Genomic DNA, 14098 nt, shown 5'->3' with positions numbered 1-14098 from the left:
TCACTCCTCACTCGACCACTCGTCTTCGAGCACCGCGTAGTGGTGGACGTCCACGTACTCGCCGTCGAGGAACGCCGACTCGCGGTGGGTCGCCTCGTGACGGAAGCCGAGTTTCTCCCAGACCCGTGCCGACCCCTCGTTCCCCTCGAAGACGCGGGCGAACACGCGGTGGTGGCGTCGCTCGCGGAACGCGTAGTCCGTGAGGAGGCGACTGGCCTCGGTACCGTAGCCGTGGCCCCAGAATTCCTCGGCGAGGAAGAGGCCGAGCTCGGCGTTGACGCGCAGTTCGCCGTGAGGGTGGAGGCTGATGGAGCCCATGACCTCCTCGCCGCGGCAGACGAGGAGGCTGACCTGGTCGTCGCCCGAGGCACGCTCCTCGAACCACTCGCGCTCCTGCTCGCCGTTGATGGGCGTACTGGCTCCGAGGTGGCGGCGCACGACGGGGTCGTTGATGGCCTCCTGGAGGAACGTCAGGTCCTCGTCCTCGACGGTTCGGAGCACGACCGACTCGCCGCGCAGGAAGACGGGTCCGGGCATAGCTGGACGTTATCGGGGGCGAGCAAACCCTTTGGGGGGCCGTGCCAATCGATGGCAGGCGGCCGGGCGACGCGACGACGGCAGAGGTGGACCTGCGGGACGTGGCATCGCACACTCATGAACGTCCCGCGACGACGTTCAGCGCACGGGGGGCAGGTCCGTCCCGGTAGAAAGGTCGGTCTACTCGTCGGGGTACTTCGGTTCGCGCTGCTCGGCGCGGGAGAGCGCCGTCTCGACGACGTCGCGGACGTCGCCGTGGAAGACGCCGCCGTGGCCGGAGTACATGTGTTCGACGCCGTCGGGCAGCCGTTCGAGGAGCGTCTCGATGGACTCGATGAGTCGTTCGCGCGACTGGCCGGCCATGTCGGTGCGGCCGAAGCTCCCGTAGTCGAACGCGCCGTCGTCGTGGACGACGACGTCGCCGCCGAAGAGCGTCGCGTCGCTGACGAACGCGAGGTGGTCGTCGGCGTGGCCGGGGGTGAACACCGCCTCGAACGTCTCGTCGCCGATGCGGACGGTGTCGCCGTCGGCGAGGGCGTGGGTGCGGTGGGGGTGCTCCGCGTAGGCGTACACCGCCGGGTCGAAGGCGTCGACGACGGCGTCGAGTTCGGCGACGTGGTCGCCGTGCTGGTGGGTGAGGACGACGCGCTCGACGCTGTCGGTGTGCTCGCGAACGACGCCTTCGACGCCGGGCATCGCGCCGACGTCGACGAGCGTCGGTACTTCCCCGAGCGCGAGGAAGGCGTTGCAGGTGAACGTCTCCGCGTCCTCGGTGACGTGGTGGACCTCCATACCCCGAAACTCGGGGGGCGAGCACTTCAACCCCGACCCACCCAACGCTTTTGATGAGGGATTCCTAAGCGCCGAGTGACCATGGGCTTCGGGAGCTACGACGAGTCCGAGCAGGACCGCCAGCAACTCGACACCGACTTCGAGGACGAGGACGACGACGACCTCGCGACGGGCGAGGCCCACGACGGGAGCGTCAGCTTCGAGTTCGGTGCGAGCAACGACGAGTTGCTCGACCGACTCGAGAGCATGAAGGAGTGACGGAGCGGTGACCGGCGCGGTGCGCACCGGTGTGTCGCGTATCGAACCGACCAACCGAGCGGCGAGGAGACGACGGTGGACGAGGAGGCGACGGTGACCGTCCGCGGGCGCGCGCTGGGCATCGCCGAGTCCCACGCCGCCGGCGAGCGCAGCACCGTCGCCGGCGCGGTCTGTCGGCGCGACCGCGTGCTGGACGGTCTCGCGTACACCACGATTTCTATCGGCGGCACCGACGGCACCGCGAGGTACGTCGACCTCTGGGAGACGCTCGACCGCGAGGACGTCGGCTACGTCCTCGTCGCGGGCGTCGCGCCCGCGTGGTTCAACCTCGTCGACCTGCCGCGACTCGCGGCGGCGGTCGAGCGCCCCGTTATCGGCGTCTCCTTCGAGGCGAGCCCGGGACTGGAGGACGCGCTCCGCGACGCGTTCGACGGCGACGCCCTCGACGCCCGACTCGCCCTGTACGACCGACTGCCCGAGCGTCGACGGGTGACGCTCGGTGAGGACACCGGGGACGCCGGGGACGCCGAGACGCTGTTCGTCCAGAGCGTCGGGCTCGACGCCGAGGCGGCCGCGCGGGTGGTTCGAGCGTACACGCCGGAGGGCGGGCGACCGGAACCCCTCCGGGTGGCGCGCCTGGCGGCGCGGGCGGCCGAGCGCTTCGGTCGCACCGATGGCTTGTAGTCGCTGCCGCGCGGCGACTGCGCATGGACCACATGGACGGCCTGACCGTCAGCGGCTGTGAGCGCTGTCCGGAGCTCTGCGCGTCGCGCTCGCAGATCGTCAACGGGAGCGGTCCCGCGGACGCCGCCCTGCTGTTCGTCGGCGAGGCCCCGGGCGCGCGCGAGGACGAACAGGGGCGCCCCTTCGTCGGCCGCTCGGGGGACGTCCTCTGGGGGGCGCTGCGCGAGCGGGGCGTCCTCCGCGAGGAGGTCCGCATCACCAACTGCGTGCGCTGTCGTCCGCCGGAGAACCGCGACCCGACCGCCGAGGAACTGGCGAACTGCCGGGACTACCTCGAGGCGGAACTCGACCGCGTCGACCCGGACCTCGTCGTCACGCTCGGCAAGGTGCCGACCGAACACCTGCTGGAGCGCGACGTCGCGGTGACGAAGGAGGCCGGCACGGTGGTCGAACACCGCCTCGGCGGCGCCCCCCGGCGCGTCCTCGTCTGCGTCCACCCCGCCGCGACGCTGTACGACCGGAGCCAGGAGGAGACGTTCGGCGCGGCGCTGGACGAGGCCGTCGCGCTCGCGGGACTGGGCGACGGTACGGGTGACGGGAGCGGCCAGTCGCGTCTCGGCGACTACTGAGCAGCGGCGGAGCCGTGCGAACCGTCGACGGGGGACAGAAAGCGACTTGCACCCCACCTCCCAAGCGGTGGTATGAGTACGCAGGTCGCCGCGGACGTCGTCCTCGTCGATTACGGCCTCGGGAACCTCCGGAGCGCGACGCGCGGCCTGGAGCGCGCGGGCGCGAACGTCGAGTTGAGCACCGACCCCGCCGACTTCGAGCGCGCCGACGGCGTCGTGCTGCCGGGCGTCGGTGCCTTCAGCGAGGGGATGGAGAACGCCGGGCCGTTCCGCGAGGCGCTCGTCGAGGTGGCCGAGTCGGGCACTCCCCTGTTCGGCATCTGTCTCGGGATGCAGATGTTGCTCACGTCGAGCGAGGAGGCGGAACGCGTCGGGCAGGGCGACGTCGAGGGCCTCGGTCTCGTCCCCGGCACCAACGTCCGCTTCGCCGAGGGACAGAAGGTGCCCCACATGGGGTGGAACGAACTGAACGTCGAGCGCGAGCACCCGCTCGTCGACGGTGTCGATGGCGAGTACGCCTACTTCGTCCACTCCTACTACGCCGTCCCCGAGGACGAGGACGCCGTCGTCGCCACGACGGACTACGGCCGCACGTTCCCGAGCATCGTCGCCAACGAGGCAGGGACCGTCTTCGGCACCCAGTTCCACCCGGAGAAGAGCGGCGAGACGGGCCTCAAAATCCTGCGCAACTTCGTCGAGCTCTGCGCGGAGCGGTAGCTCGGTCGATTCGCACCGCAGCCGTAGACGGGGCCGGTCGTTCGAACAGGCGACGCCGCGGACGGGTTCGCGGGGCGTGGCGTCGCACACCCGTGGTGCGCCCCGCGACGCGAGTCACGTCACGGAGGGCTCTGGCCGCGTTCTGTGAGATAAACGTCCGGACGGCACAGTGACTACTCGTCCGATGGCAGCGCGGCACCCGCGAGCGACCGCAGGAAGCGAGCGGGCCGACGACCCCCCGACGGAGCGAAGCGATGGAGGGGGAGCGGAGTGCGTTCGGTCGAGGGGTCGCCGAGGGTGGACCTTCGGTCCGCCCGCAGCGCGAGACGTCGTGTTACAGGAAGTCCCTGACGTCCGAGTACCACATGTCGTGGTGGTCGACGGCGTCGACTCGGCGGGCGATCTCGACCGCGAGGGCGTGCCAGCAGAGGGCCTCCGGGTCGGTGGGGTCGAGGTTGTACTGCGAGTCCTCGCAGGTGCAGGCGCCGTCCTCGACGACGTACTCCGCGCGGTGGCCGACGACGACCGTGAAGTCGCGGTACTCCTTGACCCGCCGCTCGCCGACGGCCTCGATGGCGCGGGCGGCCCGCGACCCGTGGGCGTCGAGCAGGCGACCCGCCGCGCTCGCGTCGAGTTCGCCCGCCTCGTCCAGCGCGCTGCGCCACTCCTCGGCTCTCGTCACGGCGCGAGGTTGCCGCGCAGGGGGGAAAACAGGTTCGGTACGGATATCCGAGAGGTCGGGCCGAATCAGCGTCCGGCGTCGAGCGCATCGAGGTGCGCCGGCAGGTCGGCGCTGTCGAGGACGGTGGCGAACTCGCCGTGGAGGTGCGCGAGCGCGAAACGGTGGTTCTCCGCCGCCGAGAGCGACCGACCCTGGTGGTCGGGGCGGTCGAACGTCGCCGTCGCGTTGGCGAGGACGTACACCTCGAAGCCGAGGTTCTCGGCCATCCGGGTCGTCGTCGAGACGCAGTGTTCGGTGGTGAGACCAGCGACGACGAGCGTCTCGTGGCCGCGTGCGCGGAGCCACGCCTCGAGGTCGGTGCCGACGAACGCGCTGTTGACGGACTTCTCGAAGACCGGTTCGTCGGCCTCGGGTTCGGCGACGGGGAGGAAGGCGAACCCCGGCCGGTCGGGTCGTAGCGGGGAGTCCGGGTCGGTCGAGGCGTGGCGAGCGTGGACGACGGGCCATCCGCGGGCGCGCCAGTCGGCCAGCAGCGAGGCGACGGTCGATTCGAGCGTGGGGGTGTTTCGCTCGCCCCAGGACGCGTCGTCGAACCCCCTCTGGAGGTCGATCAGCAGGAAGACCGGCACGTCCTCTCCGGCGTGGTCGGTCGGCCGAGTACCGGTCATGAGCGGGGGGTCGTGATTTCTATCGGACAGCGCTCGTGACTCCCCTCGCCCTCGGGGAGGAGGTACTGCGTCCGCTCCTGGGTCTCCCCCCAGTCGCCGATGTCGGCGTGGGGACAGACCGCGTCGTACGATTCGAGCCGACCGCGGATGACCTCGCGGGCGCGGCGTCCCGCCGCCGTGTCGCCGGTGATACCCGCGAAGATGGCTCGCGGCTGGAACGTGATTTCGAGGCCGTGTGGCGTGTAGCGACTCCGGCGGTCCTCGTAGAACGGCGCGCGCGCCGTCGGGAAGATGGGCTCGCCGCCGAAGCAGAACTCCCAGTGAGGGTCCGATGGGTCGGCGGGGAAGTCTGCGGGCCAGGGCACGGGGTCGTGGTCGTGGAGGTACTGCAGGACGCCCCAGAAGCGCTCGAAGTACGCGCGTTCGTCGAGCGGGCGCTCGGGCGGTCGGAAGAAGGCGACGAGCGAGGCGCGTTCGGAGTGGTTCTCGAAGACCCGCGTGTACTCGACGAGCGTGTCGCGGAGCGTCGCCAGCGCGGCGGGGTCGGTCGTCGACGCGCAGGCGGTGTAGAGCGCCATCCCGGTGCGCTCCGACTCGACACCGAAGTAACAGGGGAAGGCGTCGTCCTCGTCGAGCATCGCGGCGCGGAAAGCCTCGTAGTGGTCGCACACCCACGCGGGGAGCGACCCCTCGCGGACGCGCCGCCTGATGGTCGACTGGTTCCACAGCCCGAACGGCTCCGTCATGGCCATGGTTCGACTAGCGACCGGAGGAGAATGAGCGTTCGTATCCAGCCGTCTCGGGTGGATGTCCGGCCGGACGGCGGGGTCGGTTGCGGGTACGGAGATGACACGGCTTTTCGCCCCGGGGCGGCAGGCCCGAGTATGGAGGTTAGCGAGGGGGCCGTCGTCGTCGAGGTACCCGAACAGCCGGACCACGGTGCGGGCGACGTCGTCTTCTTCAACCCGAAGCAGGAACTGAACCGGGACGTCACCGTCGCCGCGCTCCGCGCCCACCGCGAGTCCGACCACGGGCGCGGACGCACCTACCTGGACGCGACGGCGGCCAGCGGCGTCCGCGGCGTCCGCGCCGCTGCGGAGGGGTGGGAGGTGACCTGCACCGACATCGACCCCGAGGCGGTCGAACTGGCGCGCGCGAACCTCGCGCGCAACGACCTCGACGGCGAGGTCGCCCGGCGGAACGCGAACGCCCACATGCACGAGGCGCGCTACGACGTGGTCGACGTCGACCCGTTCGGGACGGCCATCCCGTTCGCGGACGCGGCGTTCAACAGCGCGACCGAACTCGTCTGCGTCACCGCCACCGACACCGCGCCGCTCTGCGGGGCGCACTTCCAGAGCGGCGTCCGGAAGTACGGCGCGATTCCGCGCAACACCGACTACCACGCCGAGATGGGCCTGCGAATCCTGCTGTCGGCGCTCGCCCGAACCGCCGCCCGCTACGACGTGGGCGTGACGCCCGTGTTGAGCCACGCGACGCGCCACTACGTGCGGACCTACCTCCGCGTCAGCGGCCGGGCGACCGACGCCAACGCCGCGCTCGACGAACTGGGCTACCTCTATCACTGCCCGGAGTGCCTCTACCGCGAGCACGACCCGGGGCTCGTCGCGGACCCACTCGACGACTGCCCGAACTGCGGCGGCGAGCAGGTGCTGACCGCCGGGCCGGTCTGGCTGGGCCGAGCCCACGACCCCGCGTTCGTCGCGGCGACGCGCGCACACGTCACCGAGGAGATGGGGACGGCGAAGCGTGCCCGACGGTTGCTCGACGCGCTGGAGGGCGAACTCGACGTCCCGACACACTACGACCAGCACGTCCTCTCGAAGCGGTGGGGCATCTCCGCCATCGGGATGGACGAGTTCCTGGAACGCCTGCACGACGCCGGCCACGAGGCCTCGCGGAGTCACTTCGGGGGGACGACGGTCAAGACGACGGCCGACGTCGAGGAGATTCGGCGCGCGACCACCTGAGCGAGTCCCCGGAAGGTCCCCCGTCATTATATGTAATCCACCCTCGATAGGGGTAGCGTGAGTCAAGCGGCGCCACGCGCGATCTCGATCACGAAGGGGGTGGTGGAGGGGGTCCAATCGGAGCGCATCACCTTCATCGCCGCCAGCATCGCGTACTACGCGTTCATCTCGCTGATTCCGCTGTTGCTGTTCGGCGTCCTCGTCGCCACCGTCGTCGGCGGCGAACAGTTCGCCCAGGAGATGGCGGCGATAGCCGTCGACCAGCTCGGAAGCGAGACGGCCGGCGAACAAGTCGAGAGCATCCTGTCGAACCAGGCGGGCGCGGGCGGCGCGACGGTCCTCGGGACCGTCGCGCTCCTCTGGAGCGCACTGAAGCTCTTTCGCGGCCTCGACATCGGCTTCTCGGAGGCCTACCGGGCGCCCGGCCCGGAGGGGTTGCTCCAGCAGGTCAGGAACGGCCTGGTCACGCTCGTCGCCGTCCTCCTCGGCATCGGGTTCACCGTCGGTGTCGGGACGCTCCTCGCGCTCCCGCAGTTCGACCTCGTGGTCGCCGGCGTCGACCTCCTCGGGATGCTCGGGACGCTGCTGTTGCTCGTCGGCCTGACGCTGACGTTCCTCCCGCTCTACTACTTCCTCCCGTCGTCGACGGTGACGCTCGCCGACGCGCTCCCCGGCGCGATGTTCGCGGCGGTCGGCTGGACGGTCCTCCAGACCGGGTTTCGCTACTACGCCGAGGCGGCCGGTGCGAGCAACGAACTCTACGGCGCCATCGCCGGCGTGCTGTTGCTGGTGACGTGGATGTACTTCGGCGCGCTCATCCTGCTGGTGGGCGTCGTGCTGAACGCCGTCCTCGCGGGGCGTATCGAGGCCGACGAAGACGACGACGGTACCGGAGACGAATCGGAGACGCAAACGACATCACCCTCGCTCATGGCAGACGAAGACTTCGACCGACTGGAGACGGAACTGGACGACGAAGAGCTAAAGGCGGAGGTCCGCCGACTGCGCGAACAGGTCGCCTCGTTCGAGCAGGACATCGAGGAGCGGACCGTCCACCGCGACGACATCGAACGGGACCTGAAGCGATACGTCCGCGGACGCATGCGCCGCGGGAAGGCCCGCGGCTGGGGGCCGTACCTCGTGTTGCTGTACGGGACGGCGATGACCCTCGGGGCGTTCTGGCTGCTCGACAGCGGCGCGTGGGCCGTCGCCGCCATGCTCGTCATCTGGCTCTCGACGCTCGGCCTCTACGTCGTGTTCGTCGCCGTCGGCCTCGGGTTCAACCTCGTCGGCGTCCCCGGCCGTCTGCGCGACCGCGTCCAGCAGTTCCGGAGCTAGACGCGACACACCACAGTCCTATTGTGACGGCGAGTGCAACTGCCGAGTGATGTACGTCTCGACCGTCGCCGTCGGCCGAAACCTCGGGGTAACGGCGGAGATACGGGACCTCCTCCCGGAGGTCGCCGTCACCCTCTTCGCCGTGCTCACGCAGCTCGGCGACCCGTGGCTGCTCGGGCTCGTCACCGCCGGCGCCTACGTCGGCGCCGAGCGCGTCCCGTGGCTCGACCGGCGACGGGCGGCGCTGGTCGTCGCCGCCGCCATCACGGCACTGGCGCTCACGACGGCGCTCAAGGGACTGTTCGCCTTCCCGCGCCCGACCGTCGAGGCCATCCCGTTCCGCGACGCCCTCCCGTCGGTCGTGGGTGCGGCATACGTCGACGCCGCGACGGCGACGGGCTACGGCTTCCCGAGCGGTCACGCCATCGGTTCGACGGTCGTCTGGGGGACGCTCGCGCTCGTCGCCGACGTCTGGACGCCCCGGCGGCGGGCGCTCGCCGTCGCGACGCTCGTGGGCGTCGTCTCGTTCTCGCGGCTCGTCCTCGGCGTCCACTACCTCGTCGACGTGGTCGCCGGGGTGGTGCTCGGTGTCGCGCTCATCGCGGTGTTCGTCGGCCTCGACGCCGTCGAGCGACCGGTCCGCGCGCTGTGGCTCGCGCTCGTGGCGGCGCTGGCGGCGGTCTGGTTCGACGGCGGGGTGACGGCGGCCGCGGAACTCGGCGCGGCCGCCGGCGCGCTCGTCGGCTGGACGCTCGTCTCGCGGGCCGACTGGCGGTCGGCGACCGCGCTGGTGGCCGGCGGCGGGGCACTGGTACTGGCGGCCGTCCTGCCCGTCGTCCTCGACGGGTCGTGGCTCGGCGCGCTGCTGGCGGTCGGTGCGGGTGCGGGCGTCGCCGCCGCCGTCGCCCTGCCGGTGGTCGGCCGGGGACGGGAGGCGGTGCGAGCGCCCGGATAGCGGGAGGCAGCGCTGGCGGGGTGGGGTCGAGCGCCGAAAGAAGGGTCTCGTGGTCGGTTCAGAACGTCTCGAGGTAGCGGTCGAGTTCCCACTGGGAGACGTCGACGCGGAACTCGTCGTACTCCTGGGTCTTCGCCGCGACGAACTTCTCGACGACGTGCTCGCCGAGCGCGTCGCGGACGACCTCGTCGTCCTGGAGCGCGTCGAGCGCCTGCCCGAGGTTCGCCGGGAGCGTGTCGATGCCGTACTCCTCGCGTTTCGCCTCGTCGAACTCGTAGATGTTCTCGCGGACCGGGTCGGGCGCCTCCAGGTCGCGCTCGACGCCGTCGAGGCCGGCGTGGATGATGACCGCGAGCGCGAGGTAGGGGTTACACGACGGGTCGGGCGAGCGGAGTTCGACGCGGGAGGCGGCCGGGACGCGGGCGGCCGGCTTGCGGATGAGCGCCGAGCGGTTGCGGTCGGACCAGGCGACGTAGACGGGGGCCTCGTAGCCGGGGACGAGGCGCTTGTAGCTGTTGACCGTCGGGTTGCAGATGGCCGTGATGGCCGGCGCGTGTTCGAGGACGCCCGCGAGGAACGAGTGGGCCGTCGACGAGAGGTTGAACTCGTCGTCGTCGTCGTGGAACGCGTTCTCGCCGTCCTCGGTGAACAGCGAGACGTGCGTGTGCATCCCCGAGCCGTTGATGCGCGCGATGGGCTTGGGCATGAACGTCGCGTGGTAGCCGTGTTCGGCCGCGATGGCGCGGACGACCATCCGGAACGTCGCGACGTTGTCGGCCGTCGCCAGCGCGTCGTCGTACTTGAAGTTGATCTCGTGTTGGCCCTCGGCGACCTCGTGGTGGCTGGCCTCTATCTCGAAGTCCATGTTCTCGAGGCCGTAGATGATGTCGCGGCGGACGTCGCTCGCGAGGTCCTTGGGGGCGACGTCGAAGTAGCCACCGGCGTCGTTGGTCGTCGTCGTCGCGGTGCCGTCCTCGCCCTCCTCGAACAGGAAGAACTCGGGTTCGGGCGCGGCGTTGACCTGGTAGCCCATGTCGTCGGCGCGGGCGAGCGCCTGCTTGAGGACGTACCGCGGGTCGCCCGTGAACGGTTCGCCCGTCGAGGTGTCGATGACGTCGCACATCAGGCGGGCGGACTTGCCGTCGCGCCACGGGAGGATGGCGAACGTCGCCGGGTCCGGGACGAGTCGCATGTCGCTCTCCTGGATACGGACGAACCCCTCGATGGAGGAGCCGTCGAAGTAGATGCCTTCGGTGAACGCCTTCTCGGCCTGTGAGGCCGGAACGGCAACGTTCTTGACCGTCCCGAGGATGTCAGTGAACTGGAGCCGGAGGAAGTCGACGCCTTCCGATTCGATCTCGTCGACGACCGCCTGGGCCGCCGTCGTCAACCCCCCATCCGGAGTTACGTTTGGGTTTGTCATCTTTGCGCGTTGTGCATACATCCGTCTATTCGTATAAAGCGATACTGGTCAGTGCAACCCTCGCCCGCGGTCCTGTGGAAATGGATAAACGTAAAATTATAGTCCCTCCACTCACTGGGTAGGTGTAATGACGTACGAAAATCTAGACGAGAAGCTGGTCAACGCCCTCCTGGAGGACGGACGCGCCAGTCTTCGCAGTCTCGCCGAAGAACTCGACGTCTCGGTCACGACCGTCTCGAACCACCTGAAGGACCTCGAATCGAACGGCGTCATCCAGGGGTACGCCCCCATCGTGGACTACGACGCCGTCGGCTACGACGTGACCGCCGTCATCCAGCTGAAGGTCGAGGGCAACGCCCTCCAGGACGTCGCGGACACCCTCCGGAACGCCCGGCAGATGATCTCGGTCTACGAGGTCACGGGTGACCACGACATCATCGCCATCGGCAAGTTCAAGGACACCGATGGGATGAACCGACAGATCAAGGAACTGCTCACCGACGCCAACATCAAGGAGTCCAACACCAGCGTCGTGCTCAGCGCGGTCAGCGAACACGAGCAGTTCCCGCTGGAAGTCCCGGAGTAAGCGACCACCCCCTCTTACAGCGCGTCGAGGACCCACCTGACGAGCGTCGCGGCCAGCAACAGCACGCCTTCGGGCCGCGAGAGGCGCCGGCCGGACGCGAACAGGACGACGACGACCACGGAGAGTCCAACCAGCCACGTCGCGTCCGGGAGCGCCGCCGGGGAGACGTCGACGGGGTGGACGGCCGCCGTGAGGCCGAGGATGCCGAGCGCGTTGAACACGTTGCTGCCGACGAGGTTGCCCGCCGCGATACCGCCCAGTCCCCGGCGGGCGGCGGCCACGCTCGCGGCTATCTCCGGCGAGGAGGTCCCGACCGCGACGACGGTCACGCCGATGAGCCACTCAGAGAGGCCGGCGAGGCGCGCGAGGTCGCTCGCCGACGCGACGAGGACGCTGGCCCCGACGACGACGAGGACGAGACCGGCGACCAGCGCACCGACGGTCCGCGGGACCGACGACGAGGTGGCGGGAACGGCCTCCGTCGGGGCGTCGTCGCTCCGCAGGAGGAGGGCGAGGTAGGCGGCGAACCCGAGGAGCAACAGGAGGCCCTCGACGCGGGAGACGCGGAGGTCGAGGAGGAACGCGAGGACGAGGAGCGCCGACCCGACGAGGACGCCCCCGTCGCGTCGGACGAGCGCGCGGGAGGCACCGACGCCCCCGAGGAGGGCGACGAGGCCGAGGACGAACCCGATGTTGAACAGGTTCGAGCCGACGACGTTGCCGACGGCGATGTCGGGGCTGCCGACCAGCGCCGCCTCGACCGAGACCGTCGCCTCGGGCAGGGAGGTGCCGGCCGAGACCACCGTGAGACCGATGACGAGGTCCGAGAGGCCGGCGCGGCGCGCGAACACCGCGGCGCCGTCGACGAACAGGCGCGCGCCGAGCCACAACCCGACGACACCGACGACGACGAGGACGACGTCCACGGCGATACTCGTGACCATCTCAGTCGTCGAGAGTAGCGCACCCGGCACAATAAAACGCGACGAGTCGGCAGGCGCCGCGGCTCGTCGAGGCGAAAAATCGGAGAAGTGGTCGAAGCGCGGTGCGAGTGACGTGTGGGGTCAGGGGGACGTAGTGGGTGCCTGTTCGGCGCTCACATCGCGCCGCCCATGCCGCCCATACCGCCCATGCCGCCCATACCGCCCATGCCGCCGCCCGGCATGTCCATGTCCTCGTCGTCGTCGTCGCTGCCGCCGCCCTTCAGGTCGCCCGCGGCGATGACGTCGTCGATGCGGAGGATCATGACGGCCGCCTCCGTCGCGCTCTCGATGGCCTGGGTCTTGACGCGGAGGGGTTCGACGACGCCCTCGGCCTCCATGTCGATGACCTCGCCGGTGTAGGCGTCGAGGCCGGAGGTGCCCTCGCCGCCCGAGTGCTTCGAGCGGAGGTCGACCAGCGAGTCGATGGGGTCGAGGCCGGCGTTCTCCGCGAGCATGCGCGGGACGACGTCGATGGCGTCGGCGAACGACTCGATGGCGAGCTGCTCGCGGCCGCCGACGGAGTCGGCGTAGTCGCGCAGTTCGAGCGCGAGTTCCGTCTCGGGGGCGCCGCCGCCGGGCAGCACCTTCCCGTCCTCGAGCGTGACGCGGACGACGCCGAGCGAGTCGTCGATGGCGCGCTCGACCTCGTCGACGACGTGCTCCGTGCCGCCGCGGAGGACGAGCGTGACGGACTTCGCCTCCTCGACGTCCTCGACGAAGATGCGCTCGTCGCCGCCGATGTCCTTCTCGGCGACGCTGCCGGCGAAGCCGAGGTCGTCGGCCTCGATGTCGTCGAGGTTGGAGACGACGCGGCCGCCCGTGGCGCGCGCGAGGCGCTTCATGTCGGACTTCTTCGCGCGGCGGACGGCGATGATGCCCTCCTGGGCCAGGTAGTGCTGGGCCATGTCGTCGATGCCCTTCTGGCAGAAGACGACGTCGGCGCCGACCTCGACGAGCTGGTCGACCATCTCCTTCAGCTGTTTCTCCTCCTGGTCGAGGAACTGCTGGAGCTGGTCGGGGTCGGTGACGTTGACCTCGGCGTCGATTTCCGTCTCCTTGACCTCGATGGCCGAGTCGAGGAGCGCGATGTTGGCGTCCTCCTTGAAGTACGGCATGTTGTCGTGGACGCGCTCCTTGTCGATGATGACGCCCTCGATGAGTTCGGACTCGTCGATGGAGCCGCCGACGACCTTCTCGACCTTCACGTTCTCCGTGTCGATGCCTTCCTCGTCGGCGATGGCCCGGACGGCGTCGACGACGAGCGCCGCGAGGTGGTCCTTCGCGGACTCGGCGCCCTTGCCGGTCATCGCGGTCGAGGCGATCTGCTCGAGCAGTTCGGTGTCGTCCTCGTCGACCTCGATGGCCATCTCCTCGAGGAGTTCCTTGGCCTTCGCGGCGGCCTGTCGGTACCCCTGCGCGAGGATGGTGGCGTGGATGTCCTGTTCGAGGAGGTCCTCGGCCTTCGCGAGGAGTTCGCCCGAGATGACGACGGCGGTGGTGGTCCCGTCACCCACCTCGTCCTCCTGCGTCTGGGCGACCTCCACTATCATGTTCGCGGCGGGGTGCTCGATGTCCATCTCGTCGAGGATGGTGACGCCGTCGTTCGTGACGACGACGTTGCCCGTCGAGTCGACGAGCATCTTGTCCATCCCTTTCGGGCCGAGAGTCGTCCGTACCGCCTCGGCCACGGCCTTCCCCGCCGTGATGTTCATCGACTGCGCGTCGCGCCCGGAGGTGCGCTGGCTCTCCTCCGAGAGTACGATGAGGGGCTGGTTGCCCATGTGTTGGGACATAGTCAGCCGAATGATTGAATGTGATTCTATATAAAAGCGTCGGAGTGATATGCGAAACCGGC

Annotated in this window: 16 protein-coding genes; 8 read left to right on the top strand and 8 right to left on the bottom strand. The window is 69.7% G+C overall.

Annotated features, from left to right (window positions below; translation table 11 throughout):
• Positions 1-537 (bottom strand): GNAT family N-acetyltransferase, encoded by a 537-nt coding sequence (locus P1Y20_RS11710; protein WP_304448840.1) that lies wholly within the window; start codon positions 535-537, stop codon positions 1-3.
• Between the two features lie 180 nt (positions 538-717).
• Positions 718-1329 (bottom strand): MBL fold metallo-hydrolase, encoded by a 612-nt coding sequence (locus P1Y20_RS11705; protein WP_304448839.1) that lies wholly within the window; start codon positions 1327-1329, stop codon positions 718-720.
• Positions 1330-1410: 81 nt separating this feature from the next.
• On the opposite strand from P1Y20_RS11705, the gene P1Y20_RS11700 reads away from it, so the two are divergent.
• From P1Y20_RS11700 to hisH, 4 genes are all read left to right on the top strand, one after another.
• The gene (locus P1Y20_RS11700) at positions 1411-1587 is read left to right on the top strand and encodes a DUF5786 family protein (RefSeq protein ID WP_304448838.1); all 177 of its coding nucleotides are present in this window, start codon (positions 1411-1413) and stop codon (positions 1585-1587) included.
• Positions 1588-1662: 75 nt separating this feature from the next.
• The gene (locus P1Y20_RS11695) at positions 1663-2271 is read left to right on the top strand and encodes an endonuclease dU (RefSeq protein WP_304448837.1); all 609 of its coding nucleotides are present in this window, start codon (positions 1663-1665) and stop codon (positions 2269-2271) included.
• A 23-nt stretch (positions 2272-2294) separates the two neighbouring features.
• The gene (locus P1Y20_RS11690) at positions 2295-2900 is read left to right on the top strand and encodes a uracil-DNA glycosylase (protein WP_304448836.1); all 606 of its coding nucleotides are present in this window, start codon (positions 2295-2297) and stop codon (positions 2898-2900) included.
• A gap of 72 nt (positions 2901-2972) precedes the next feature.
• On the top strand, positions 2973-3617 hold the full coding sequence (hisH, locus tag P1Y20_RS11685; RefSeq protein WP_304448835.1) for an imidazole glycerol phosphate synthase subunit HisH: 645 nt from the start codon (positions 2973-2975) through the stop codon (positions 3615-3617).
• Between the two features lie 334 nt (positions 3618-3951).
• Here the strand turns inward: hisH and P1Y20_RS11680 are convergent, their stop codons facing one another.
• The 3 genes from P1Y20_RS11680 to P1Y20_RS11670 form a co-directional block, all read right to left on the bottom strand.
• Positions 3952-4299: an SWIM zinc finger family protein gene (locus tag P1Y20_RS11680; RefSeq protein ID WP_304448834.1), complete on the bottom strand. Its 348-nt coding sequence runs from the start codon at positions 4297-4299 to the stop codon at positions 3952-3954.
• Between the two features lie 65 nt (positions 4300-4364).
• Positions 4365-4967, bottom strand: coding sequence for a cysteine hydrolase family protein (locus tag P1Y20_RS11675; protein WP_304448833.1), 603 nt, complete (start codon positions 4965-4967; stop codon positions 4365-4367).
• Positions 4964-5713, bottom strand: coding sequence for a YqcI/YcgG family protein (locus P1Y20_RS11670; RefSeq protein ID WP_304449491.1), 750 nt, complete (start codon positions 5711-5713; stop codon positions 4964-4966). The genes P1Y20_RS11675 and P1Y20_RS11670 overlap by 4 nt, the downstream gene beginning before the upstream one ends.
• 138 nt (positions 5714-5851) lie before the next feature.
• On the opposite strand from P1Y20_RS11670, the gene P1Y20_RS11665 reads away from it, so the two are divergent.
• The 3 genes from P1Y20_RS11665 to P1Y20_RS11655 are packed head-to-tail and all read left to right on the top strand — an operon-like array spanning position 5852 to position 9251.
• A complete protein-coding gene (locus tag P1Y20_RS11665) occupies positions 5852-6958 on the top strand; it encodes a tRNA (guanine(26)-N(2))-dimethyltransferase (protein ID WP_304448832.1) in 1107 nt (368 codons plus the stop codon).
• Between the two features lie 57 nt (positions 6959-7015).
• Positions 7016-8296 (top strand): YihY/virulence factor BrkB family protein, encoded by a 1281-nt coding sequence (locus P1Y20_RS11660; protein ID WP_304448831.1) that lies wholly within the window; start codon positions 7016-7018, stop codon positions 8294-8296.
• Between the two features lie 49 nt (positions 8297-8345).
• On the top strand, positions 8346-9251 hold the full coding sequence (locus P1Y20_RS11655; protein WP_304448830.1) for a phosphatase PAP2 family protein: 906 nt from the start codon (positions 8346-8348) through the stop codon (positions 9249-9251).
• Between the two features lie 58 nt (positions 9252-9309).
• Here the strand turns inward: P1Y20_RS11655 and glnA are convergent, their stop codons facing one another.
• The gene (glnA, locus tag P1Y20_RS11650) at positions 9310-10674 is read right to left on the bottom strand and encodes a type I glutamate--ammonia ligase (RefSeq protein ID WP_304448829.1); all 1365 of its coding nucleotides are present in this window, start codon (positions 10672-10674) and stop codon (positions 9310-9312) included.
• A gap of 127 nt (positions 10675-10801) precedes the next feature.
• Here glnA and lrp point away from each other — a divergent pair, with 127 nt between their 5' ends.
• Positions 10802-11260, top strand: a complete 459-nt coding sequence (gene lrp, locus P1Y20_RS11645; protein WP_304448828.1) for an HTH-type transcriptional regulator Lrp — start codon at positions 10802-10804, stop codon at positions 11258-11260.
• Between the two features lie 14 nt (positions 11261-11274).
• Here lrp and P1Y20_RS11640 read toward each other — a convergent pair whose 3' ends face one another.
• Together P1Y20_RS11640 and thsA are read right to left on the bottom strand one after the other, a co-directional pair.
• The gene (locus tag P1Y20_RS11640) at positions 11275-12204 is read right to left on the bottom strand and encodes a calcium/sodium antiporter (RefSeq protein WP_304448827.1); all 930 of its coding nucleotides are present in this window, start codon (positions 12202-12204) and stop codon (positions 11275-11277) included.
• A 152-nt stretch (positions 12205-12356) separates the two neighbouring features.
• Positions 12357-14024, bottom strand: coding sequence for a thermosome subunit alpha (gene thsA / locus P1Y20_RS11635; protein ID WP_304449490.1), 1668 nt, complete (start codon positions 14022-14024; stop codon positions 12357-12359).
• Between the last annotated feature and the right edge of the window lie 74 nt (positions 14025-14098).

This window comes from Halomarina ordinaria, from assembly GCF_030553305.1.
Lineage (GTDB): Archaea > Halobacteriota > Halobacteria > Halobacteriales > Haloarculaceae > Halomarina > Halomarina ordinaria.
Note: the sequence above shows the minus strand (reverse complement) of the source record. Positions and strands in the feature narration are given on the sequence as shown.

What these genes read in the sequence shown, in the direction of transcription:
- thsA (WP_304449490.1), bottom strand. Translation starts at nt 14,024, where the DNA reads ATGGGCAACCAGCCCCTCATCGTACTCTCGGAGGAGAGCCAGCGCACC.
- glnA (WP_304448829.1), bottom strand. Translation starts at nt 10,674, where the DNA reads ATGACAAACCCAAACGTAACTCCGGATGGGGGGTTGACGACGGCGGCC.
- P1Y20_RS11700 (WP_304448838.1), top strand. Translation starts at nt 1,411, where the DNA reads ATGGGCTTCGGGAGCTACGACGAGTCCGAGCAGGACCGCCAGCAACTC.
- lrp (WP_304448828.1), top strand. Translation starts at nt 10,802, where the DNA reads ATGACGTACGAAAATCTAGACGAGAAGCTGGTCAACGCCCTCCTGGAG.
- P1Y20_RS11665 (WP_304448832.1), top strand. Translation starts at nt 5,852, where the DNA reads ATGGAGGTTAGCGAGGGGGCCGTCGTCGTCGAGGTACCCGAACAGCCG.
- P1Y20_RS11710 (WP_304448840.1), bottom strand. Translation starts at nt 537, where the DNA reads ATGCCCGGACCCGTCTTCCTGCGCGGCGAGTCGGTCGTGCTCCGAACC.
- P1Y20_RS11690 (WP_304448836.1), top strand. Translation starts at nt 2,295, where the DNA reads ATGGACCACATGGACGGCCTGACCGTCAGCGGCTGTGAGCGCTGTCCG.
- P1Y20_RS11640 (WP_304448827.1), bottom strand. Translation starts at nt 12,204, where the DNA reads ATGGTCACGAGTATCGCCGTGGACGTCGTCCTCGTCGTCGTCGGTGTC.
- P1Y20_RS11675 (WP_304448833.1), bottom strand. Translation starts at nt 4,967, where the DNA reads ATGACCGGTACTCGGCCGACCGACCACGCCGGAGAGGACGTGCCGGTC.
- P1Y20_RS11655 (WP_304448830.1), top strand. Translation starts at nt 8,346, where the DNA reads ATGTACGTCTCGACCGTCGCCGTCGGCCGAAACCTCGGGGTAACGGCG.
- hisH (WP_304448835.1), top strand. Translation starts at nt 2,973, where the DNA reads ATGAGTACGCAGGTCGCCGCGGACGTCGTCCTCGTCGATTACGGCCTC.
- P1Y20_RS11705 (WP_304448839.1), bottom strand. Translation starts at nt 1,329, where the DNA reads ATGGAGGTCCACCACGTCACCGAGGACGCGGAGACGTTCACCTGCAAC.
- P1Y20_RS11670 (WP_304449491.1), bottom strand. Translation starts at nt 5,713, where the DNA reads ATGACGGAGCCGTTCGGGCTGTGGAACCAGTCGACCATCAGGCGGCGC.